The organism is Gordonia effusa NBRC 100432, assembly GCF_000241305.1.
Classification (GTDB): domain Bacteria; phylum Actinomycetota; class Actinomycetes; order Mycobacteriales; family Mycobacteriaceae; genus Gordonia; species Gordonia effusa.
On sequence record NZ_BAEH01000018.1, the window covers coordinates 79,231 to 100,493 of the forward strand.

Here is a 21,263-nt window from a genome sequence, read left to right on the forward strand (position 1 = left end):
AAGAATACTCCATAGCAGTTACATTCAACTCCTCAAGGAGCCTTCCGTGGCAAACAGCACATCTCGCAAGACGGCGGCGAAGCCCGCCGCGCGTCAGCAACGCCCCGTCGCCATCCTCGGTGGCAATCGCATTCCGTTCGCGCGCCAGGACAAGGCGTACGCCACCGCGAGTAACCAGGACATGTTCACCGCCGCGCTGTCGGGCCTGGTCAGCCGGTTCAACCTGCAGGGTGAGCGACTCGGCATGGTTGCCGGCGGCGCGGTGCTCAAACATTCGCGCGACTTCAACCTGATCCGGGAGAGTGTCCTCGGTTCGGCGCTTTCGCCGTACACCCCCGGCCTCGACGTCCAGCAGGCGTGTGGCACCGGCCTACAGGCGATCACCATCGTCGCCGACGGCATCGCCGCAGGTCGGTATGACTCCGCAGTCGGCGGTGGCGTCGATACCACCTCCGATGCCCCGATCGGTGTCTCGGAGTCGATGCGCCGACAGATGCTCGAAGTCAACCGCGCTCGCAGCACCAAGGACCAGTTGCTCGCCGCAGCCAAGCTGGCTACCAAGCTCGGTATCGAGATCCCCCGCAACGGCGAACCGCGTACCGGTATGTCGATGGGTGAGCACGCGGCGATCACCGCCAAGGAATTCGGCGTCAAGCGTGATGAGCAGGACGCGCTGGCCGCCGCGAGCCACCAGAACATGGCCAAGGCGTACGACGACGGATTCTTCGACGATCTCATCACTCCGTTCATGGGCCTGACTCGTGATCAGAACCTGCGCGGCGATTCGACCGCGGAGAAGCTCGCCAAGCTGAAGCCGGTCTTCGGTGTTTCGCTCGGCGACGCGACGATGACCGCGGGCAACTCGACGCCGCTCACCGACGGTGCGTCGGCAGTTCTGCTGGCCACCGACGAATGGGCCGCCGAGAAGAAGTTGCCGGTCCTCGCCTACTTCGTAGACAGCGAAACCGCTGCGGTCGACTACATCAACGGACCCGACGGCCTGCTGATGGCTCCGACCTACGCGGTGCCGCGTCTGCTCGAGCGCAACGGCCTGACCTTGCAGGACTTCGACTTCTACGAGATCCACGAGGCTTTCGCGTCCGTCGTGCTGGCGACATTGCAGGCGTGGGAGTCCGAGGAATACTGCAAGGAACGCCTCGGCCTGGACAAGGCGCTCGGTTCCATCGACCGCAGCAAGCTCAACGTCAACGGCTCCTCTCTCGCTGCGGGCCACCCGTTCGCGGCGACCGGCGGACGCATCGTCGCGCAGGCGGCCAAGCGGATTCGGGAGAACGGCGGTGGTCGTGCGCTGATCTCGATCTGTGCGGCAGGCGGCCAGGGCGTCACCGCGATCATCGAAGGCTGATTGCGTTCGATACAACGACAAACCGGCCGCTTCTGGATGTCAGAGGCGGCCGGTTTTGTCCCCCGATGATGCTGCTCAGCGCCCGATCGCAGATCGACCGAAAAACTTTCCCCAACCATGTAACGAACGTGGTCACCCGGCAGATATACCGGGTGGCTCCGATCGAGCTGCCAGACCCCCGACCCGGCAGCTTGGTCGGAGCCTCTATATCTTGGGCAGTAGTCAATCGACAATTCACTCCCGGCGCGATCGCGTCGACCCGAAGGTGTAGAAGGTGAGACGAACTCGGCGAGGCAGACGCGCCGCGCAGTGCGCGATCGCCCTGGTGTTAGCTCTGACCTTGGTGTTGTCGGTCGATTTGGTTGCGACGCATGGACATAGTGCGCGCGGCGCCACGGTAGCGGGCATCTCGGTCGGCAATAAGGAACGTCCCGACGTCGCCGCGGCCGTCGACCGGCTGCACGCGGTGGCCGCCAGTCCAGTGCAACTCCGAACGACGTCGGGTTCGGTGACTTTCACCGCCGACGAGCTCGGTTTGTCATTCGATGCTGACGCCACCGTCGATCGCGCCATGAAACAACCTCGAGGGCTATGGACTCGACTGATGTCGTTGTTCGGCCGAGATACCGAGGTGCAACCCGCGATCAGCCTCGACAATGCCAAGTTCGATGCCGCACTCGACGCCAAGCGGGCCGAGTTGGAGAAGGCCGCGGTGGAGGGTGGCGTTCATTTCGCGGTTACACGCGACGGCGTCACGCCGGTCGGCGACCTGCCGTCGGCTGGACTGCGGATCAACCGTGCGGCAGCCAGGCAGGTCGTGGTGGCCAACTGGCTGAGGGCGAGTGAGGGGCACGTCGTGGATTTGCCGATGGAGTCGTTCTCGCCGACGGTGAGTTCCGCCGTGGTGCAGCAGACCGTGGACGGCCCCGCGAAGACCTATGTGGCGCAATCGGTCCGCCTCGACGGTCGTGGCTCTGGGGTAACACTGAGCGCGGCGCAACTGGGTGAGGTCACGACTTTCGGCCCGGATGGCAAGGGCGGCTTGCGGCCGAACGTCGATCCTAAGAAGTTGACCCGGGTGGCGGGTGCCGCCTTGGGGAAGACCGAGAGTCGTCCGGTCAACGCGACCTTCAGCCTCGTTGGAGGTGCGCCAAAGGTGGTGCCGTCGCGCGAAGGGCAGAGCGTCGATTGGTCGAAAACCAGCCAGCAACTCGGTGTCGTCGGCCTTGCGGCGTCAGACCGTCGCGTCACGGTCGCCTACACACAGCGCAAACCCGCGCTTGATACCGCAAAGGCGCGCGGGCTCGGCATCAAAGAGGTGGTGAGCGACTTCACCACCGGCGGATTCAGCTCGGCATCGGGGGAGAATATCCGATTGGTCGCGCAAGAGGTCAATGGCGCAATTGTGTTGCCGGGCAAGAAGTTTTCACTCAACGGCTACACCGGACCGCGCGGAACCGCGCAGGGCTATGTTGACTCGACGATCATCGACCACGGTCGGGCCGCGAAGGCCGTCGGAGGCGGCATTTCTCAATTCGCGACGACGCTGTACAACGCCTCGTATTTCGCCGGACTGGAAGATGTCGACCACACCGAACACGCCTATTACATCTCGCGGTATCCCGAGGCACGGGAGGCGACGGTCTTCGAGGGCGCCATTGACCTGGTGTTCCGAAATAACACCAAGTCGGGGATCTACATCGAGACGCAGTGGACGCCGTCGTCGGTGATGGTTCGTTTCTGGTCGACGAAAACTGTTGAGGTGCAATCGATTACCGGTGAGAGGTATGCCTACACCGATCCGTCCAAGATCGAATTGCCCCGGGGTGACGACTGTTTGGCGTCGAGCGGGCAGCGCGGGTTCACCGCGTCGAACACGCGGGTCATCACCGATATCAAAACCGGCGCGGAGCGGTCGCGGCACACTCGGACGGTCAAGTATGACCCCGAACCGAATGTCGTGTGTAAGTAGTCTTTCCGAACAGCTTTAGGGGTCCGGCGCTGACACGTGTTGCACCGAACGTATGCTCGGTCACATGGATATCAATGGAGCAAGTGCAATTGTGACCGGTGGTGCATCGGGTATCGGTGCGGCGTCGGCCCGTCGTCTGGCGGCTCGTGGCGCCAAGGTGGTCATCGCCGACCTGAAAGCCGAAGACGGCGAGGCCCTGGCCAAGGAGATCGGTGGCACCTTCGTCACGGTCGACGTGACCGACACCGCCCAGATCGAGGCAGCGGTCAATAAAGCCACTGAACTCGGCCCGCTGAAAGCCGTCGTTAACTCGGCCGGCATCGGCTGGGCGCAGCGCACCGTCGGCAAAGACGGTGAGTTCGCCTCCGCGCATAACCTGGATCTGTACAAGAAGGTCATCGCGATCAACCTGGTCGGCACCTTCGACACGGTCCGCCTGAGTGCCACCGCCATGAGCCGCAACGAGCCCAACGAGAGCGGCGAACGCGGCGCGATTGTCAACCTCGCCAGTGTCGCGGCATTCGACGGGCAGATCGGTCAGGCCGCGTACTCGTCGTCGAAGGGCGGCGTAGTCGGCATGACCTTGCCGGTCGCCCGTGACCTGTCCGCCGTCGGCGTGCGCGTCAACTGCATCGCCCCCGGTCTCATCGACACCCCCATCTACGGCACCGGCCCCGAGTCGGAGGCGTTCAAGGCGAAGCTGGGCGAGAGCGTGCTGTTCCCCAAGCGTCTCGGCGTGCCGGACGAGCTGGCGTCGATGGTTGAGGAGCTGATCACCAACTCCTACATGAACGCCGAGGTCATCCGCGTCGACGGCGGCATCCGGATGCCACCGAAGTAGACACGAACTAGCTCGCAGCAGTTGGGCCCGACACCTACTAGGTGTCGGGCCCGTTGCGTTTAGTTCGGTTATGCCTACCCGTCTGCCAGGACACCGACGATGACGATCAAGACCGCAGCGCCGGCAGCCACTCCCATCGCGATCAACGGATAATGCCACGTGGGATCAGGGGCGTGGCTGGCTTGCGAGATCGCGATGATCTCGGCGAGGATGCCGACGAACGCCAGGAGGACGGCCACCGGCCCCAACGCCCGGCCACGCAGCACCGAGTTCGAATCGAACGCCTGCAGAACAACGAAGAGAGCGAGCAGACCGCAACCGATGGCCGTCGGAATACCGGTGATGATGAATAGCGTCACGGTCAATGTGGTGTCGCTGCGATGGGCGGCCCACACCACGATCGCACCGATGATGGCGGCGACAAGCAACAGCCACATCGCGCGCGGGAGCAGTCGGGAAGCTGCTGTCTGGCCGGTCATGTCCAGATGCTAACCAGCTATCGGAGGCGACTGTCCGTCGAACGATGGACGTGTTCACGAATATGATTGTGGCTCTTCAGGTTTGGAGCCTGACGGTCTCGATGCGCTTGACGGCGAGGTGCGGGTGGTGGATGGGGTTGACCTGCCAGGTGTCGTGACTGCCGGTCGGTCGCCAGGCCATGCGTCCGGTGTGTGGGCCGTGGGTGAGGATGGTTGTTTCCCAGTGGCCGGGTTGGGTGCCGACGGCGCGGTTGTGTTTTCCGCAGGCGGCGCCGAGGTGGTCGATGTCGGTGGCGCCGCCCAGTGCCCAGTCGGGGGCGTGGTGGGCTTGGGTCCGGGAGAACGGGACGTCGCAGTTGGGGCTGGTACAGCCGCGGTCGCGGCCGAAGAGTGCGAGGCGTTGGGCTTTGGAGGCGAATCGGTTGGCTCGGCCAAGGTGGAGGATTTCGTGGGTGTGGTCTTTGAATACCTCGAGCCAGGGATGAGCATTTGCGGCGAGTTCGATCAGGTCTCCGATGGGTAGGTCGGTGCCGGTGGCGGTGGTCGCGAATCCGGTCTGACTGGCTAGTTCGGACAGGCTGGTGGTGATGACCAGTTCGGTGGGCAGTCGGTGTGGTTCACCGAGTCCCTTGTGGCCCAACACGTATCGGCATATCGCGGCAAGTGCGTCGTGGTTGCGTTGGGCTTGGCTGCGGATGTCGCGGGTTCTGGCGTCGGCGAGGGCGTGTGGGTCGAGGTCGGGGTCATCGACAGCGCCGAACAATGGGGTTGGGTCGTCGGGGTTGTTCATGCCGGGGGCGGCCCAGGCGTTGAGGATGGTGTCGAATTGCGCGCGCACTGCGGGCGTGAGGTGGGCCTTCATCGAAGACATCAGTTGGCGATCCTGTGGCGACAAGGTAAGTCCGCGTTGGCGTTGCCGGTCGCGATGGTCGGTGAGGGTGCCATCGGGGTCGAGGTGGGCAAGGATACGGTCGCCCACTTTGGCGAGGTCGGTGGGGGACAGGAGGCAAGCGTTGGCGGCGAGTTGGGTTTCGGCGGCGGTGACCCTGTCGGGAGGGACGGCGGAGGGGAGTTTGTCCAGGACTGATTCGATGACGGTGATGTGGTCCTCGGAGATGGCGCCCTGCTCGACGGCTTCGGCGGTTGCTGGTCGGTTGGGTGGCAGTGTTTCACCGGTGATGCCTCGGCGTTCGCCGGTGGCTCGAGCTGCGGTGAGCCGTCGGTTGGCTGCGCTTCGGCCAAGTCGTAGTCCGGCTGCCAGGAACATGCTCAGGGTGGTGTATCCGGCGACGGTGTATGCGCTGCGTTCTTCGACGTCGAGGACCCGCTGGTAGCCGACGCCGGTAAGTTTGCGGGCAACCAGCTCATGGGTATAGGCAAGCCCGGCAACATCTTTCGACGACAACGACGTCGTTGACACCTCGGCCAAACGATCAATTGTTGCTTCAGCGAGCGAATACAGTTCGGCTATCGACAGCCCCGCGACGTCCGGCATCGTCGACCCAACAGAACCCTCCACGACGCCCCTCCCCGGCCATCCTGTTAACCATTTCCTCGACACTAGCGCGACGGTATGACAACCCCACGAAGGCCGAGCATGCCGACGTCGCCACGCTGACATCGTGGGTCGTAAGCATGGTCCCAGAAGAATTTTACGACTACAATTGTGATCACTAAACGGGATAGACATTGAGATTATGATCTTTAGGAGAGGCGATGCCACGTCCGACGCCGCGCCGGGTTACGTCCGCCGCGCACGATATCGGGCAGCAACTCGCTGCCTGGAGAAAACTTCAATCACTGACCGCGGCGCAGGTCGCCGAGCGTGCCGACGTCGCGCGTGGCACATTGAGCAAGATTGAGAATGGCGACGCGGGCGTCAGTTTCGTAGCGATATTGAAGGTCGCTCGTGTACTTGGCGTGCTCGATGCGCTGATCAGCGCCACCGACCCCTACGAAACCGATCGTGGACGAGCCCGAGCGGATGAGGTTTTGCCAAAGCGGGTGCGGCAGTGAGCGTCATCCATACGTACGTCGAATTGGCCGGCAAGCCCGTCGAGGCCGGTCAGTTGTACTCCACCGTGCGACGTGGGCACGTCGTTTCGTCTTACGGGTACAACCCGGGCTACGTACGTCGGGCTGACGCTTACTCGTTGGACCCCACGTTGGACCTCAGTGCGGGGACGTGGCCGGTCGACGGCGAACTCCCGGGCGCTTTCGCGGACTCGGCCCCCGATCGCTGGGGGAGGAATCTAATCGCGGCAAAGTTACGAGCCGAAGCCGCAGCTGTGGGTGGCCCATTGCCGCAACTCGATGAGCGGGCTTTTCTGCTCGGGGTGAGCGACGCGACGCGTCAGGGGGCGCTACGTTTCAAGACAGACGTCAGTGGCCCCTTCCGCGGCGATTCAGTCGACATCCCGAAGTTGATTCGACTGCCAGAGTTGTTGCGTGCCGCCGACGTAGTCGCGCGGCACGGGCCGGATGAATTGGCGGCAGTCAAGACTTTGCTTGGCGCGGGGACAGGATCATTGGGCGGCGCGCGCCCCAAAGCTGCAGTCGTTGACGGAAGCCAGCTCTTCATCGCGAAATTTCCGCACCCCGGGGATGAGTGGGAGGTGATCAGATGGGAGAAGGTGGCGCTGGATCTCGCGAAGCGCGCGGGGTTGAACGCGCCAGATTCTCGGCTCATCGATGTCGATGGTTCGGCGGTTTTGCTGGTCAAACGGTTTGATCGGGAAGGCGACCGAAGGGTGGGGTATATCAGCGCGATGACATTACTACGGGCATCCGATGGGTCACGACACGATTACCTGGAACTGGCCGAGACGATGCCGGAAATGGTGGTGAATGCTGCAACCGACCTTCGTGAGTTGTGGCGTCGGATCGCGTTCTCGATTGCTATCCACAACACCGACGATCATCTGCGGAACCATGGATTCCTTTGGGGGACAACAGGATGGCAGCTATCGCCACTGTTCGACGTCAATCCGAATCCTGCGCCTGGGCAGCGAATGACTTCTGTTGCTGGCGGCAGCGGGCCGGCGGAGGAGTTTAAGTACTTGTGTGAGTACGCGCCACTATTCGACGCCTCAGACCAGCGGGATTCTTTTGTCGCCGATATTGCCGACGCTGTTGCGACATGGCGAGATATCGCCGCGGACAACGGGATTGGGTCAAACGAGATTGGGCGATTCGCTGATACATTCGACGGCGGAGTCGAGTTGCTGAGCAGCCGAATCCCTGGCAGCTGACCGACGCCGAGCACCTCAACCGCTGTGCCCGAAACCGCATACCCCAAAAGCAAAGAGCCACCTCGCGAATCGCGAAGTGGCTCTTAGCTTTTGAAGCGGATTCAGATCAGAATGCCGCTTCGTCAAGCTCCATCACGTCATTGTCGATGTTCTCGACGATGCCGCGGGTAGAGGTCAGCAGCGGCAGCATATTCTTCGCGAAGAAGCTCGCGACCGCGACCTTGCCTTCGTAGAAGGCCTTGTCGTCGCCCGATGCGCCACCGTCGAGCGCGGCCAGCGCGATCTCGGCCTGACGCAGCAGCAACCAGCCGATGAGCAGATCGCCGACGGCGAGCAGGAAGCGCACCGAACCGAGTCCGACTTTGTACAGTTCCTTCGGGTTCTCCTGGGCGCCCATCAGGAAGCCGGTCAGCGTCGCTGCCATTCCCTGGACATCCTCGAGTGCCGTCTTCAGCAGCGCGCGCTCGCCCTTGAGGCGACCGTCGACCGCGTCGGATTCGATGAAGGTCGAGATCTCGCCGGCGACGTGGGCCAGAGCCTGGCCCTTGTCGCGAATGATCTTGCGGAAGAAGAAGTCCTGCGCCTGAATGGCAGTGGTGCCCTCGTACAGCGAGTCGATCTTGGAGTCGCGGATGTATTGCTCGATCGGGTAATCCTGCAGGAAGCCCGAACCACCGAGAGTCTGCAGCGACTCGGTGAGCTTTTCGTAGGCACGCTCGGAGCCGACACCCTTGACGATCGGGAGCAGCAGGTCGTTGATCTTGAACGCGAGGTCGGCGTCGGCGCCGGAGACGATCTTGGCCGCGGCGGCGTCCTGATGCGATGCGGTGTAGAGATAGACCGCGCGCAGGCCCTCGGCGTATGCCTTCTGGGTCATCAACGAGCGACGCACATCGGGATGATGGGTGATGGTGACGCGCGGGGCGGTCTTGTCGGTCATCTGAGTGAGGTCGGCACCCTGGACGCGCTCCTTGGCGTACTCGAGTGCGTTGAGGTAACCGGTCGACAGCGTCGAGATGGCCTTGGTGCCGACCATCATGCGTGCGTGCTCGATGACGTCGAACATCTGCGCAATACCGTTGTGGATCTCACCCACGAGCCAGCCCTTGGCCGGAGTGCCGTGCAGACCGAAAGACAGCTCACACGTGGTCGAGGCCTTGAGGCCCATCTTGTGCTCGACATTGGTGACGAAGACGCCGTTGCGCTCGCCGAATTCCTGGGTTTCGAAGTCGAAGTGCGTCTTGGGCACATAGAACAGCGATAGGCCCTTGGTGCCCGGTCCGGCACCCTCCGGACGAGCCAGGACGAGGTGGAAGGTGTTCTCGAACATGTCGTCGGCGTCGGCCGAGGTGATGAACCGCTTCACGCCCTCGATATGCCAGGTGCCGTCTTCCTGCTGGGTGGCCTTGGTGCGGCCGGCGCCGACGTCGGATCCGGCGTCGGGCTCGGTTAGGACCATGGTCGCGCCCCAGCCGCGCTCGGCGATGATCTGGGCCCATTTCTTCTGCTCGTCAGTGCCGTTGTTGTAGAAGACCTGCGCGAACGACGGTCCGGCCATGTACATGAAGGCCGCGGGTTGCGCGCCGAGCAACAACTCGCCGATGGCCCATTTGAGAGTCGACGGAACCGGAATGCCACCCAATTCCTCGTGGAGACCGGTCATGGCCCATCCGGATTCCCCGAGGGTCGCGACTGCCTTCTTGAAACCTTCGCCGATCGAGACCGAGTGGGTTTCCGGGTCGAAGACCGGCGGATTGCGATCGATCTCCGCGAATGGCTCGGCGATCGGGCCTTCACTGAGCGCCTTGACCTCGCGCAGCATTTCTTGCGCGGTGTCATGGTCCAAGTCGCCGAACTCGCCGGTCTCGAGCACCTTGTCCAGGTTGAACAGTTCGAAGAGGTTGAACTGTAGATCGCGTACGTTGCTCTTGTAATGGCCCATATCTGGCTTTCCTTTACTCGCGGGCTGAGTCCCAGGCGAGCTATGTTACTCGCCAGTAATAAGGTCAGAATACTCCCACGGAAAAGATCAGACAACTCGGTACTGCTGTGATCTGCACAAGCTGACACCGCTAGGTGGCGTGAGTCACTCCGGGAGAACTTCGCGCAGATAGGCCAGGTCGTCGGCGACGCCTTCGGCGGGAGTTTCCAGCACGACCGGTGACTGCGCGCTGCGAACCACCTCGACGAGCACGTCGGGATCGATATGCCCCGATGCCAGATTCGCGTGCCGGTCACGTCCGGAATCGAACTCGTCGCGCGAATTGTTTAGATGGATAAGGTCGATGCGCCCGGTTATGCCGCGCACCCGCTCGACCAGCCCGACCAGATCTTCGCCGCCGGCCCACGCATGGCAGGTATCGAGGCAGAAGCCGACGCCGTCGAAGTGGCCGACCGCGTCCCAGAGTCGCTCGATTGATTCGAGTGTCCGCGCCATCGCATGATCGCCCCCCGCGGTGTTCTCGATCAAAATCGGAACGCCGAAGCCGCCTTTGTCGGCCTGGCGTTCGAAGAGCTTGGCCCAGTTCTCGAATCCTTTCGCCGAGTCTTCGCCGTCGCGCAGATGTCCGCCGTGTACCACCAGCCCGATTGCGCCGAGTTCAGCCGCGGCCGCCGCTTGTTGTTCGACCGCTTTTCGCGACGGCATGCGGAGCCGGTTGTTCAAGCTTGCGACGTTGATCTGATAGCTAGAATGCACGACGACGTCGATCGGCGAGTTACGAATCTCATCGGCGTGTGGATGGGATTCTGGCTTCTTCCAACTCTGCGGGTCGGTGACGAACATCTGATAGATGTCGATCCCCAGCTCCTCGGCCGTTGCAACGGGATTGGCGTCTTCACGAAGGTGTGCTCCAATGCGCATACGTCAACCTTAAAGCGGTCTCAATCGTCGATGCATAATTCCGTCTCGATACTGATCGGTACTCCTTGAGCGATCAGCAGACTGCATGGTGTCGAAGTGTCCGGATATAGCGTCAGCCACTGGTGGCGTTGTGCTTGATCGCCGTAGACGGAGTTCAGCGTGCGGTTGAGCCGGGCCTCTCCCTCCTTGTTGAGGAAGTATTTGTGGCCCGCGTAGTTGAGATACCGGTTGGGCACGTTGGCCTCCTGCCGCGAGTGTGATCGGTGTCACCAGCCTAATGTCGCTTACCCTTGTGGCGTGAGGTTTCGTCGTCAGCGATCGCAGATGCCGCGGCTGCTGCTGTTGTTGGCGACGGCGGGGGCGGTATTCCTGATGCATTCGGCATTTGGCAGCCACTGCGCCGGCGCCATGCCGATGCACCACGCGGAGTCGGCGATGCCCGACGTCGTCACAATGGACGTCCATCATGGCGCCTCGATGACTTCGGTGGCCGACGCCCGCACTGTCGAAAAGGCCAGTGCGCCATCTGATTGCGTCATGCCTGGCTCGTGCACCTTCGTCCTGCCCGGTGCTACCGCGATCATAGTCTTGGCGATCCTGGTTCTGACCGTCTTCGGGCCGCGAGATCTATTCATACGCTTGGTGATTCCGCGTCGTGTCGTGCTTGGGCGGCCACCGCCCTGGGCTATCGCGACGCACCTGAGCCTTGGGGTGTTATTGCGCTGATCGACGCACCGGTGGACGCGTCGATCTAATTAGGCGTTCGTTCGACCGGCTTCGTCGATTCGAGAAAATCACCCCTTTGGCTTAAGGAAACCAATGTCTTTCAAACGCAATTCAATTCGTGCTGCCCTCATAATCGGTGGCGCGGCAATTCTGGTCGCCGGCTGCGGCACCGATACGGATTCGACTCATACCGACCATTCCTCGGCGCCGATGTCGGTTACGTCGACATCGCTGCCGGCCTCGTCAGTCGCACAACATAATTCGGCGGATGTGATGTTCAACCAGATGATGATCCCCCATCACGCGCAGGCCGTAACGATGGCCGCGCTGGTGGCCACGAGAACGAGCAATGAGAAAGTCCGACGACTGGCGTCGGCGATCAAGGCCGCGCAGCAACCCGAGATCGATCAGATGACCGCCCGACTGCGTGCGTGGGGCCAACCCACCGAACTGGCCGAACACGGTGGGCACCGAATGACCGGAATGATATCCGAGGATGAGATGGCCCAACTGACCTCGGCACGAGACACGGCCTTCGATCGACTCTGGCTGCAGATGATGGTGCGTCACCACGAAGGCGCGGTGACGATGGCTAATGCCGTGCTCACCGACGGAACCGATCCCGATACCCGAAAACTGGCGTCGGCGATCAAGGTCGCGCAGCAGGCAGAGATAAAGCAGATGACCGCTTTGCTCGGACAGTAGGGCTCGAACGGATAGCAACTCGAACGGGCACAAACTCAGACGGGAGAAAATGAAGGGGCCCGCCGATCAGGCGGGCCCCTTCGTCAAAAGTGTTGGTCGGCAACTACTTTCGCAGCGACAGCCGCATCAGGTACACCTGGTAGCCCAGCGAGATCGAGTAGGTGAAGTACAACGTCGGGCTACTTAGTGACCAGGGGTGGATATAGGGCGCGTAGCCGGAGTACGGATCATTCTCTGGCACAACGGTTTGACCGCTGGTCCAGGGTCCTTCCGGGCGATCCGCGGTTCGCAGCACGACGCCGTTCCGCGTGGCCAGCGAGATGTACTTGCCCAGATACTTGTTGTAGGCCACCGAGAGTTCGCCGGTCGGCGCCGACATCACCGGAGTCGCGGCACCGGTGTTGCCCTTTACCCATTTACCCCACGAGAAGTATTCGTAGGCGCCGAGGTTCTCGATCTTGGCTTCGGGGACGCGCGCCAGGTACACGGCGCCGGCCCGGCCGGGTGGGGTGCCGTAGATGTAGACATAACCGCCCTCTTTCATGAAGGCGCTCATCTGGAATTTTCGGTTACCCCCACCGTTGGGCCGAAAAGCGTTGACAGCCTTCCAGTCACGACCGTTATTACTCGAGACCGCCAGGCCCGAGAAGCGGGTCTTCCAGGTACCCGGATTGCCCCAGTGGTTAACAGCCATGATCGACATGTACTGCTTGCCGTTGGCGGCGACGCCGGCCGTCGGGATGATGGTGATTTCTCGTGCGGTTGGCTTGAGTAGACGCTTCGCGTGACCTGGCCGTCCTACGTGACCGGAAAAGGTCATGCCGTTCGCGAGGTTGTGGTCGCGACTCTTGAGCAGCACGTTGGAGCGCCAGTAGAACATTTCGCCGTACAGCCACGACCAACCGTTGATCGACTGGGTATCGCCGAAGGCCGCCATGATCTCGCCGTGGCCGTTGTCCCACAGCACGCCAAGGTCGGTGCCGAAGACGTTGTACTTGCCGATGGTGTCGTTGATCGCGCCCGGACCGGTGAGGCGCGCGACGATCGTCCCCTTACCCGCGGCACCCGGCGCTGCCGATGCGGATGGCGCGGAAGCCATTCCGAGCATCATCGCGGCACTGATCGTGGCGATCGTGGCAGCTGTCCTTAGTCTGGCGAATCGTGAGACCATGCGAGGGACCTTATCAAGGAATGGTCTCGGTCTACACATTGTCGTGACCAAGTTCCGGTAGAGGCCTTACCCGCCGTTGAAACTATCCTTCGGCATATCTTTCACGGGTATCCACAACGGTGAAATCTATTTCCGCTGCCGCATTATTGACGCCGACAACAGCGCCGGTCGCGAACTGCCCGCTAGCGTCGTAAAGGCTTGCCGTACTTGTGGAAATACCATCGAACTCGACATGCGAATCGGTTTCCACGATGACCCGGCCATCATGTGGCAGGCGGGCGAGTACGACGGTGAGGTCGCAGTTTATGAACCCGATGCCGCCGCTGCCCCAGTTTCCAACCAGGCTGGTTGATTCCGCCGCGATCACCGTACGCACGAATGGAGTGAGTGGTTCGTTCGTGACAATGGGAACACCAGCTGTCCACAGTCGTTTGCGGACCGGCGCCTGCATCGGCGACATGTCATGCGACCACACCGGATCGGCGTCGTCGGCTCTGCTGAAGTAGCTGAGGAGGTCGTCAGCGGGTACTTCTGGCCCAGTTGGATACTCGGCGGGTCGCTCCCAACGTTCGCCCGGCGGATTGGTCGACTCGCGCACGAATACCGTGGTCGACCGTCCGACTGTTACCGGCTCGGGGGAGTCGGCGCGATACTGCACTACGTCGACTTCGACCACGCGGATCCGCCCACCGTCGCGGACCACCCGCCCGACGGTATCGGTCGGGTCCGTGCGGGCGGCTTTGAACAGGTCAATGGTGAAGCGCGCCGGACGAAATCCATTGCGGCCGAATTCCGCCTCTGCCCGGCGGGCCGCGACACCGCATACCGCCGGACCGTGCAGAGTATTCGGCGCCCACAAACTGTGGGAATACCTCGTCGGATATAACCGGCCGTCGTCGGACGGTTCGAAGAAAGCGGTGGGAGCCATTCCGCCATCATCGCATCGTCATAGCAAACTGGTCGTAGACGGGGCGGGCAGAAGACTGCGGGATTATGCTGTCCCCTATGACATTTGCAATCAACGTCAGACAGTACCCGGGCGAGTTGATCAATATGGTTCGTACCACGATCATCGTGACCGCTGTGCTGGGAATCGCGTTGGGTGTGGCGATTCTGGTGTGGCCCAAGGCAACTCTCATCGTTGCGGCGACGCTGTTCGGGCTCTCGTTGATCGCAACCGGACTACTGCGGATCTATCAGGCGGCGGTGGCGTCATTCTTGTCTACCGGATGGCGAATCCTGTTGGGTGTCTTCGGTATTGCCATCCTTGTGCTTGGCATTGTGGCGCTGTTCCATCCCGCCGAATCGCTCTACCTGCTCGCCATATTCATCGGCGTCGGATGGCTGATGCAGGGTATCGGGGAACTTTTCGCGATCGGCAGCGGTGCGAAACACTCGCCCACGTGGCTGCTGGTGGTGTCCGGCATCATTTCGATAGTCGCCGGCGTGGTGATGATTGCGATGCCAGGCCTCGCGTTGGCAACATTCCTATGGGTAGGTGCGATTCTGCTGATTGCCGTGAGTATCGCGAGCCTTTTCACGCTTCCCAAGAAGGTTGACGTGGCCGGTCTCGACGGGAGCGGAACGGCCGGGTCGCCGCTACAAAGCTAGGCCGTCCACCGTCAGCGCCGCTTTTGCCGATGTCGCGTCCGCGGCTACCGACCCAATGAGGTCGTTGAGTGCCGTCACCACATCGAGTGAATGCGCGAGCGAGGCCGCGTCGATCAGCGGTGCCGGATTAACGTCGGCGCGATGGGCCGCGACCGCGCCGAGGAGTCTGCGGGCAGCGGTGGGATCGTTGTCCCACAACGCATCCGCGGTCGACAGATACAGCGTCAGCGCGGGTGGTAGCTGGCCGATGTGAAGCATGGCCCACGCCCACCGCTTCGCGACGTCGACGGTGTCTCTTTGCGCTCGGCCATGTGTGCGAATGTACTTGCCGTGCAGCTCTTTACAGAGCGGCATGCTGTCCGACCACAGCTCGAGGTGGTACATACAGCGCACGCAGGAATGCAGATTGGCCAGGTACATCGGCGAGTACGGACCTTCGCGCCGGCCGCGGATCTCCCGGAGTACCGAATATTCGGCAAGAGCGTGCACATATTCGCCGTGGGCTTCGAACTCCTCGGCGTCGGTCTGCATCTCTTCGATCATGGTGTCATTCTGACCTGGCCAGCGGCGTTTCGCAGGAGGTTCCGCGCAACCGGTCATGCTGGCCGATTGCGTGGCAGACTTGGCTATATGAGCGACGATATTGGTGGCACCGACTACGACATCGACGACGATGATCAATTGCAGCCCGAAGACACCCTGGTAGACGACGGCATCGACGATGTCCTCGACGAGGGGTACTCGCCGCCCGAACGTGAACCGTGGGCGGCGCGCAACGGTCGGCTCGACGGCCCGGAGAATCTCGATCAGCGACTAGCCGAAGAACAACCCGACGTCACCGAATTCGACGCGGTCGAGCCGCTTGAAGGTGCCTCAGGTGCGCGTGCCGGTCGACTCGTCGCACCGGACGAGGGCACTGGCGAGGATACCGAATCTGAACTTCTCGCTTCCGACGTCGGAATCGACGGGGCCGCGGCCTCTGCGGAGGAAGCCGCGGTCCACTATGTCGACGAAGGGGATGAGTAGTCGGCTCAGCTCAACTCGTGTAGCTGGTCGAGTATTGCCTTCTCGAAGGAATCAGCTTGTGGGCCTGCTGATTCCAAAATCTTTCCTATCTGCGGGTCACTGAACAGCGCGATCAATAGGTGCTCGGTGCCGACGTAGTTATGGCCAAGTCGCAACGCGTGTTGCACCGTGTCTTCCAGTACTTTCTTGGCGGCGTCGTCATAGGGCACGACGGTCGACGCATCCGCGTCCCGACCGCCGTCGTCTGATGAAAGCTGTTGTGCCACAGTGTCTACATCGACGCCGAGCGCGATGAGTGTGAGCACGCCGAGCGACTTCTCCTCGGCCAAAACCCCGCGAGCCAGGTGGGCCGGTGTGGCGTATTCGGCCGATTCGCGAACCGCTAGATTATGCGCGGTCACCACTGCGTTGCGAGCGCGAGGAGTGAAGCGCGCGAACGGATTTGAGGCGGTGTCGTCGGGTGCGCTCGGCGTTTGTCCGACAAACCGCTTCTGCGCGGCCTGTTTACTGACTCCCATGCTGGTGCCGATCGCGGTCCAGGATGCGCCGGCGCGGCGCGCCTGATCGACGAAGTGTCCGATCAGTGCGTCGGCGACCTCGCCGAGGTGTTCGCCCGCGGTCACGGCGTCGGATAGTTGTTCGAGCGGATCGTCGTGAATTTTGCGGATCGAGTCGATGAGGTCGCCGAGACGGACGTTGGTGAGGTTCTTCTTTTCGGTCATGCGTCAACCATAGGTTGACGCATGAACTTCGTCAACTAGCGGTTGACGCTCCGGCTCTAGCGTCGCGAATTTCGGCCGGTGTCACGACGCGCGGATCGGCCGGTGGTGCACTGCGACGGTGCTCGCGCAATGTTTTCGCGGTCAGGGGGGCGATCGTGCTGATTGCGAGTTCTCTCACCCGGGGTTCGCGGGCCGCTATCACGGTAGTTTTCGCGGCGACAATGGCGGCTCGATCCATGAAGCCTGGCTGGTTGAACCCGCCTAACGTGCGCATCCACTGCGGTAGCGTCGCGATGGTGACGGGGGCCATTAGGCGACTGCCCAGCCAGAACTTAGCGCCTGCGGTCGGATAGTCGGTGCGCAGCAGGTAACGCATCCCGCGCCGGGCTACTTCGGAGGTGCACAACTGCGGACGCACCTGGGCGTAGTACTCGCGAACCTCGTCGCGGCTGGTTGGTACATCCGACGGTTTGCAGGTCTGCAACTCGGCGGCGATGACGCATTCCCGCCAGTACTGTGCCTCCTCCTCGGGACTTAATGGGCCAGGGCCGAACATCTCGTAGCATTTGAGCACCGAATGCCAGCCAGTGACGTGAATCCACAATTGCGATGCGGGGTTGTTGGCCGCAAATCGTTTTCCGGTGATCGGCTCGATGCCGGTCATCGCCGCGTGAATACCCATCAGATGCTCGGATTCCAGCATTGCGCGCTCGCCGTCGCCGACCGCAACCGTCAGGAAGTAGGCGAGAGTGTGGTCCAGCCGGGCGGCCGGCTTGCGATAGATGCCTTGTGAATTGGCAACTGCGGCAGCCAAAAACGGATCGAAATGTTCCAAGACCACCGACCGCTGGAAGCCGATCAAGGCCGTCGGTGCTGCCCACACCTTCCACGACGGTGAGTCGGGACCAAAGAAGCCGTAGTTATTGGCGCGAAGCGGCGGCCGGACATGAGCTGACGGAGCCGATGCGTTCATGGGGATGCCCTTTCTGGGACTCTTGCTACATATTTGTAGGAAATTACTACAATCATGTAGCTTTGACTCGTGACAGTCAAGAGATCGGTTTGGGAGGGGATTCGGCGATGGCTGTAAAACCTGGAAGCAGGCGACCATACGCAGCGCGGATGCCAGAAGCCGAGCGCCGGGACCAGCTCCTCGACGCCGCGTTGGAGATCGTGGTGACGCGGGGACACAGTGCTGCGACGATGGGCAGTGTTGCACTTCAGGCGGGCGTCACTCGCCCGGTTGTCTACGGCATCTTCGCTGATCGCGAGGAGTTGCTGGCCGCATTGCTGGAGCGGGAGAGCGCGGCAGCGGCGCATCAGGTCGCCGAACTGAGCCCTGGGCGGGACAATACCGATCTTACCGTGGCATTGAGTACCGGCTTCGCCGACTTGGTGACACAATTCCTGCAATCCGTTCGTGCCGCACCTGCCCGCTGGTTCTGCATCGTCATGCAGGTACCGGGGATGCCAGTCGAGTTCCACGCAGCTCGCGACGCCGTCCGGTTCCGTATCGTCGATACCTTTGCCCAGTCGGTTGCCGCCCACCTTCCCGACGCCGATGCGATGCTCACGGCCGAAATGTTGGTCGGGATGTTGGAATGGGCCGCACGGATGACGCTCACCCAGCCCGAGGAATATCCGCCGGAGCGGTTCGCGACCGCGTTGAGGCCGTTGGCGTTGTCGTTTGGTGGCAGCAACTCGTAATCGGTTGTCGGCGAGCGGATAAGCGCATACGGTGGATTTTGGCGTCGATCCGGGCCGACAATGCTGGGAGTCCTATGAGCACCGTTGCACCGCCGCAATCCCTTCTCGACACGTTCACCTCGGTGCGTTCGTTGACCGACGAGTTGACCGCGAACCTATCCGCCGAAGATCAAACACCGCAGTCGATGACCGCGGCCAGTCCGGTGAAATGGCATCGGGCACACGTCACTTGGTTCTTCGAAGAGTTCGTCTTGCGGAGGCAACCCGGGTACTCGGTCTACGACGAAACCTTCCGCTACCTATTCAACAGCTACTACGAGGCAGTCGGGCCACGGCATCCCCGGCCAGATCGCGGGCTCGTCACACGACCGGGCGTGGTGGAGATCACTCGCTACCGTGAGCATGTCGATGCGGCACTGGCGGATCTATTACTCCGGGGTGAGCTTGACGAATCTGCTTGCGCGCTAGTCGAATTGGGCTGTAACCATGAGCAACAACACCAGGAGTTGTTGCTCATGGACTTCAAGCATCTGCTATCGCGACAAGCGTTCGCGCGGGCCTACGTCGACCGGCCGATCGAATCGCGTGCGGCGGCGCGGTCATCCTCGGAAAAAATTCATTGGCGGGCAATCGAGCAAGGGCTGACCGAGATTGGTTCGGACGGTGACGGTTTCGCGTATGACAACGAGGGGCCGCGCCATACGGTCTACTTGCCGGGTGGCGAGATCGCTTCGCGTGCGGTCACCAATGAGGATTGGCTGGAGTTCATCGTCGATGACGGATATCGACGCCCGGACTTGTGGCTCTCCGACGGTTGGGCGGCCGTCAACGAATTAGGCTGGCACGCACCGGAATACTGGGACCTGAACCCCGACGACCCCGCGTCGTCGACGACATTCACGCTGTCCGGTCGTCGTCCGATCGTGCTAGACGAAGCGGTAGTCCACATTTCGTTCTACGAAGCAGATGCGTACGCGCGTTGGGCCGGTGCGCGATTGCCCACCGAATTCGAATGGGAAGTCGCGGCACGGGATCTGGAGCCGCTACGTGGCGAGTTACTCGATCCGGCACGGTGCCACCCGAGTCGCGCGGCCCATGCCATGGTCGGCGATGTGTGGGAGTGGACGGCGAGTGCGTATCTGCCGTATCCGGGTTTCACCCCGGCCAATGGCGCGGTTGGTGAGTACAACGGAAAGTTCATGTCCGACCAGCATGTTCTGCGTGGTGCGGGTGCGGTGACACCGCGCGGGCATGAACGCATCACTTACCGAAATTTCTTCCCGGCGGCCTCCCGCTGGGCGTTCAGCGGCGTGCGGTTGGCGCGATGACGACAATCGACGCGGGGCTAGCCGCCGACGCCGCGACACTGTGGAACAATCCGCCGACCGTTGGCACCAAATGGCTCTACGACGAACGCGGCAGCAAACTCTTCGACGAGATCACCCGCTTGCCCGAGTACTACCCGACCCGACGTGAGACCGAGATTCTCGCCGCGCACAGCGTCGACATCGCGCGACGAACCGAAGCTGCTATGGTCGCCGAATTCGGTTCTGGCACATCGACAAAATCGCGACTACTGCTGACCGCGTTCGCCCATCGTGCCGCGAGCCAGTCCCGTTCGCTGCGCTATGTGCCGATCGACGTCAGTCCCGAGGTCTTAACGCAGTCGAGCCACGACCTCTCACTGGACTATCCGACTGTCAGCGTTGAACCGCTGCTAGCGGATTTCACCGAACCGCTCGACTTGCCGCCGGCGGACGGGCCCCGTCTCGCGATATTCCTGGGCGGGACGATCGGCAACTTCGATACCGCCGGGCGAGCCGAATTCTTCGGACGTATCGCCGACGGATTGGTGCCGGGAGATTTCTTTCTGCTCGGCGCCGATCTCATTAAGGACACCGGGCGTCTGGTCGCCGCGTATGACGACAAGGCCGGGGTTACCGCGGATTTCAACCGAAATATCATCGAAGTTCTGCGAACCGCGCTGGATGCCACTGGGCTCTACCCAGACGATTTCGCGCATCTGGCGCGGTGGAATCCGGCTGAGCACCGTATCGAGATGTGGTTGCGGGCGCGGCGCGATATCGAGGTGTATTTCGCTGCGCTCGACCGCAGTTGGCGGCTCCCGGCCGGTACCGAGATACTGACCGAGATCAGTACGAAATTCGACATCGAGTCGCTTGGCGCGGAATTACGCTCTGCCGGATTTTCGCAAGAGGCGGTATGGACCGATTCCCATGATGATTTCGCCGTGATTCTGGCTCGCCGGTAGAGCGGCAAATCGTCCGAATCGGGTGAGGACAGCGCTCGTCGGCCATGCGAGCATTGGCGGTGACGATGCGGCGTCGTGCCGAGTCGAGCTAAGGAGCATGAACTATGTGGGATTCGTTCTGGGACTTCATCTGGTACACGATCGTTATTTTCGCGTTCGTCGCCTACCTGATCGTGCTCTGGCACATCATCGGAGATCTCTTCCGCGACAAGGCTTCCTCGGGCTGGGCCAAGGCGGTGTGGGTCGTCTTCCTCATCATCTTCCCGTATCTGACGGCCATCGTGTACCTGCTCGCCAAGGGCAAAGGAATGGCCGAACGGCAGCGGGCGGCGTTCGACGATGCGAAGAAGCAGTCTGACGCCTATATCCAGTCGGTAGCGGGCACCAGCCCGTCGCAACAGATAGCAGAAGCAAAGGGTTTGCTCGACTCTGGAGCGATTAATCAGGAGGAGTTCGACGCGTTGAAGGCCAAAGCGTTGAGTTGACCTAACTGACTTTCGCGGCCGGGCGCCTGTCACCACACGGTGGCGGGCGCCCGCTGCTATTGTCTC

General features: G+C 62.0%; 23 protein-coding genes. 13 read left to right on the forward strand and 10 right to left on the reverse strand.

Annotated elements, in window-relative coordinates; genetic code table 11:
• Positions 1-46 precede the first annotated feature (46 nt).
• From GOEFS_RS02860 to GOEFS_RS02870, 3 genes are all read left to right on the forward strand, one after another.
• Positions 47-1,366 carry an acetyl-CoA C-acetyltransferase gene (locus GOEFS_RS02860; protein ID WP_007316370.1) on the forward strand — a complete coding sequence of 440 codons (1,320 nt, stop codon included), beginning with the start codon at positions 47-49 and terminating at the stop codon, positions 1,364-1,366.
• 274 nt (positions 1,367-1,640) lie between these two features.
• The gene (locus GOEFS_RS02865; protein ID WP_050949749.1) at positions 1,641-3,338 is read left to right on the forward strand and encodes a VanW family protein; all 1,698 of its coding nucleotides are present in this window, start codon (positions 1,641-1,643) and stop codon (positions 3,336-3,338) included.
• A gap of 64 nt (positions 3,339-3,402) precedes the next feature.
• Positions 3,403-4,179 carry an SDR family NAD(P)-dependent oxidoreductase gene (locus GOEFS_RS02870; RefSeq protein ID WP_040524382.1) on the forward strand — a complete coding sequence of 259 codons (777 nt, stop codon included), beginning with the start codon at positions 3,403-3,405 and terminating at the stop codon, positions 4,177-4,179.
• 74 nt (positions 4,180-4,253) lie between these two features.
• Here GOEFS_RS02870 and GOEFS_RS02875 read toward each other — a convergent pair whose 3' ends face one another.
• Entirely contained in the window at positions 4,254-4,658 is a 405-nt protein-coding gene (locus GOEFS_RS02875; RefSeq protein WP_007316373.1) for a hypothetical protein, read from the reverse strand.
• Between the two features lie 76 nt (positions 4,659-4,734).
• Positions 4,735-6,177 (reverse strand): HNH endonuclease signature motif containing protein, encoded by a 1,443-nt coding sequence (locus GOEFS_RS02880; RefSeq protein WP_007316374.1) that lies wholly within the window; start codon positions 6,175-6,177, stop codon positions 4,735-4,737.
• Between the two features lie 197 nt (positions 6,178-6,374).
• Here GOEFS_RS02880 and GOEFS_RS02885 point away from each other — a divergent pair, with 197 nt between their 5' ends.
• Positions 6,375-6,674 carry a helix-turn-helix domain-containing protein gene (locus GOEFS_RS02885; RefSeq protein ID WP_007316375.1) on the forward strand — a complete coding sequence of 100 codons (300 nt, stop codon included), beginning with the start codon at positions 6,375-6,377 and terminating at the stop codon, positions 6,672-6,674.
• A complete protein-coding gene (locus tag GOEFS_RS02890) occupies positions 6,671-7,909 on the forward strand; it encodes a type II toxin-antitoxin system HipA family toxin (RefSeq protein WP_007316376.1) in 1,239 nt (412 codons plus the stop codon). Before GOEFS_RS02885 ends, GOEFS_RS02890 begins: the two co-directional genes overlap by 4 nt.
• A 106-nt stretch (positions 7,910-8,015) precedes the next feature.
• Here the strand turns inward: GOEFS_RS02890 and GOEFS_RS02895 are convergent, their stop codons facing one another.
• From GOEFS_RS02895 to GOEFS_RS02905, 3 genes are all read right to left on the reverse strand, one after another.
• Positions 8,016-9,851 carry an acyl-CoA dehydrogenase gene (locus GOEFS_RS02895; RefSeq protein ID WP_007316377.1) on the reverse strand — a complete coding sequence of 612 codons (1,836 nt, stop codon included), beginning with the start codon at positions 9,849-9,851 and terminating at the stop codon, positions 8,016-8,018.
• 144 nt (positions 9,852-9,995) lie between these two features.
• On the reverse strand, positions 9,996-10,772 hold the full coding sequence (locus GOEFS_RS02900; RefSeq protein WP_007316378.1) for a deoxyribonuclease IV: 777 nt from the start codon (positions 10,770-10,772) through the stop codon (positions 9,996-9,998).
• A 20-nt stretch (positions 10,773-10,792) separates the two neighbouring features.
• Positions 10,793-11,008 (reverse strand): hypothetical protein, encoded by a 216-nt coding sequence (locus tag GOEFS_RS02905; RefSeq protein WP_007316379.1) that lies wholly within the window; start codon positions 11,006-11,008, stop codon positions 10,793-10,795.
• A gap of 61 nt (positions 11,009-11,069) precedes the next feature.
• Between GOEFS_RS02905 and GOEFS_RS22300 the strand changes: the two genes are divergently transcribed.
• On the forward strand, positions 11,070-11,498 hold the full coding sequence (locus tag GOEFS_RS22300; RefSeq protein WP_138917858.1) for a hypothetical protein: 429 nt from the start codon (positions 11,070-11,072) through the stop codon (positions 11,496-11,498).
• Positions 11,499-11,591: 93 nt separating this feature from the next.
• Positions 11,592-12,203 (forward strand): DUF305 domain-containing protein, encoded by a 612-nt coding sequence (locus GOEFS_RS02915; RefSeq protein ID WP_007316381.1) that lies wholly within the window; start codon positions 11,592-11,594, stop codon positions 12,201-12,203.
• 103 nt (positions 12,204-12,306) lie between these two features.
• On the opposite strand, the gene GOEFS_RS02920 is transcribed toward GOEFS_RS02915, so the two are convergent.
• Complete coding sequence (locus GOEFS_RS02920) at positions 12,307-13,374, reverse strand: glycoside hydrolase family 183 protein (protein WP_007316382.1); 1,068 nt, start codon at positions 13,372-13,374, stop codon at positions 12,307-12,309.
• Positions 13,375-13,456: 82 nt separating this feature from the next.
• Complete coding sequence (locus tag GOEFS_RS02925) at positions 13,457-14,302, reverse strand: acyl-CoA thioesterase domain-containing protein (RefSeq protein ID WP_007316383.1); 846 nt, start codon at positions 14,300-14,302, stop codon at positions 13,457-13,459.
• A gap of 77 nt (positions 14,303-14,379) precedes the next feature.
• Here GOEFS_RS02925 and GOEFS_RS02930 point away from each other — a divergent pair, with 77 nt between their 5' ends.
• Positions 14,380-14,985: an HdeD family acid-resistance protein gene (locus tag GOEFS_RS02930; protein WP_050949755.1), complete on the forward strand. Its 606-nt coding sequence runs from the start codon at positions 14,380-14,382 to the stop codon at positions 14,983-14,985.
• Here the strand turns inward: GOEFS_RS02930 and GOEFS_RS02935 are convergent.
• Positions 14,974-15,528, reverse strand: coding sequence for a hypothetical protein (locus tag GOEFS_RS02935; RefSeq protein WP_007316385.1), 555 nt, complete (start codon positions 15,526-15,528; stop codon positions 14,974-14,976). The two genes, GOEFS_RS02930 and GOEFS_RS02935, sit on opposite strands and share 12 nt — an antisense overlap.
• An 87-nt stretch (positions 15,529-15,615) precedes the next feature.
• Between GOEFS_RS02935 and GOEFS_RS02940 the strand changes: the two genes are divergently transcribed.
• Positions 15,616-16,011, forward strand: coding sequence for a DUF5709 domain-containing protein (locus tag GOEFS_RS02940; protein ID WP_007316386.1), 396 nt, complete (start codon positions 15,616-15,618; stop codon positions 16,009-16,011).
• A 5-nt stretch (positions 16,012-16,016) separates the two neighbouring features.
• Here the strand turns inward: GOEFS_RS02940 and GOEFS_RS02945 are convergent, their stop codons facing one another.
• Both GOEFS_RS02945 and GOEFS_RS02950 read right to left on the reverse strand, forming a co-directional pair.
• Positions 16,017-16,733 (reverse strand): Clp protease N-terminal domain-containing protein, encoded by a 717-nt coding sequence (locus tag GOEFS_RS02945; protein WP_007316387.1) that lies wholly within the window; start codon positions 16,731-16,733, stop codon positions 16,017-16,019.
• Positions 16,734-16,764: 31 nt separating this feature from the next.
• Complete coding sequence (locus GOEFS_RS02950) at positions 16,765-17,706, reverse strand: oxygenase MpaB family protein (RefSeq protein ID WP_007316388.1); 942 nt, start codon at positions 17,704-17,706, stop codon at positions 16,765-16,767.
• Between the two features lie 149 nt (positions 17,707-17,855).
• Between GOEFS_RS02950 and GOEFS_RS02955 the strand changes: the two genes are divergently transcribed.
• The 4 genes from GOEFS_RS02955 to GOEFS_RS02970 all read left to right on the forward strand — a co-directional run bounded on the left by GOEFS_RS02955 (position 17,856) and on the right by GOEFS_RS02970 (position 21,197).
• Complete coding sequence (locus GOEFS_RS02955) at positions 17,856-18,440, forward strand: TetR/AcrR family transcriptional regulator (RefSeq protein ID WP_007316389.1); 585 nt, start codon at positions 17,856-17,858, stop codon at positions 18,438-18,440.
• A 74-nt stretch (positions 18,441-18,514) separates the two neighbouring features.
• On the forward strand, positions 18,515-19,768 hold the full coding sequence (egtB, locus tag GOEFS_RS02960) for an ergothioneine biosynthesis protein EgtB (RefSeq protein ID WP_007316390.1): 1,254 nt from the start codon (positions 18,515-18,517) through the stop codon (positions 19,766-19,768).
• Positions 19,765-20,712, forward strand: coding sequence for an L-histidine N(alpha)-methyltransferase (gene egtD / locus GOEFS_RS02965; protein ID WP_007316391.1), 948 nt, complete (start codon positions 19,765-19,767; stop codon positions 20,710-20,712). Before egtB ends, egtD begins: the two co-directional genes overlap by 4 nt.
• A gap of 104 nt (positions 20,713-20,816) precedes the next feature.
• Complete coding sequence (locus GOEFS_RS02970; protein ID WP_007316392.1) at positions 20,817-21,197, forward strand: SHOCT domain-containing protein; 381 nt, start codon at positions 20,817-20,819, stop codon at positions 21,195-21,197.
• The last annotated feature ends 66 nt before the right edge of the window (positions 21,198-21,263 follow it).

Coding starts and splice junctions, on each gene's coding strand:
- GOEFS_RS02935 (WP_007316385.1), bottom strand. CDS start 15,528: ATGATCGAAGAGATGCAGACCGACGCCGAGGAGTTCGAAGCCCACGGC.
- GOEFS_RS02945 (WP_007316387.1), bottom strand. CDS start 16,733: ATGACCGAAAAGAAGAACCTCACCAACGTCCGTCTCGGCGACCTCATC.
- GOEFS_RS02955 (WP_007316389.1), top strand. CDS start 17,856: ATGCCAGAAGCCGAGCGCCGGGACCAGCTCCTCGACGCCGCGTTGGAG.
- egtB (WP_007316390.1), top strand. CDS start 18,515: ATGAGCACCGTTGCACCGCCGCAATCCCTTCTCGACACGTTCACCTCG.
- GOEFS_RS02950 (WP_007316388.1), bottom strand. CDS start 17,706: ATGAACGCATCGGCTCCGTCAGCTCATGTCCGGCCGCCGCTTCGCGCC.
- GOEFS_RS02970 (WP_007316392.1), top strand. CDS start 20,817: ATGTGGGATTCGTTCTGGGACTTCATCTGGTACACGATCGTTATTTTC.
- GOEFS_RS02920 (WP_007316382.1), bottom strand. CDS start 13,374: ATGGTCTCACGATTCGCCAGACTAAGGACAGCTGCCACGATCGCCACG.
- GOEFS_RS02925 (WP_007316383.1), bottom strand. CDS start 14,302: ATGGCTCCCACCGCTTTCTTCGAACCGTCCGACGACGGCCGGTTATAT.
- GOEFS_RS02900 (WP_007316378.1), bottom strand. CDS start 10,772: ATGCGCATTGGAGCACACCTTCGTGAAGACGCCAATCCCGTTGCAACG.
- GOEFS_RS02895 (WP_007316377.1), bottom strand. CDS start 9,851: ATGGGCCATTACAAGAGCAACGTACGCGATCTACAGTTCAACCTCTTC.
- GOEFS_RS02930 (WP_050949755.1), top strand. CDS start 14,380: ATGACATTTGCAATCAACGTCAGACAGTACCCGGGCGAGTTGATCAAT.
- GOEFS_RS02940 (WP_007316386.1), top strand. CDS start 15,616: ATGAGCGACGATATTGGTGGCACCGACTACGACATCGACGACGATGAT.
- GOEFS_RS02870 (WP_040524382.1), top strand. CDS start 3,403: ATGGATATCAATGGAGCAAGTGCAATTGTGACCGGTGGTGCATCGGGT.
- GOEFS_RS02915 (WP_007316381.1), top strand. CDS start 11,592: ATGTCTTTCAAACGCAATTCAATTCGTGCTGCCCTCATAATCGGTGGC.
- egtD (WP_007316391.1), top strand. CDS start 19,765: ATGACGACAATCGACGCGGGGCTAGCCGCCGACGCCGCGACACTGTGG.
- GOEFS_RS02885 (WP_007316375.1), top strand. CDS start 6,375: ATGCCACGTCCGACGCCGCGCCGGGTTACGTCCGCCGCGCACGATATC.
- GOEFS_RS02875 (WP_007316373.1), bottom strand. CDS start 4,658: ATGACCGGCCAGACAGCAGCTTCCCGACTGCTCCCGCGCGCGATGTGG.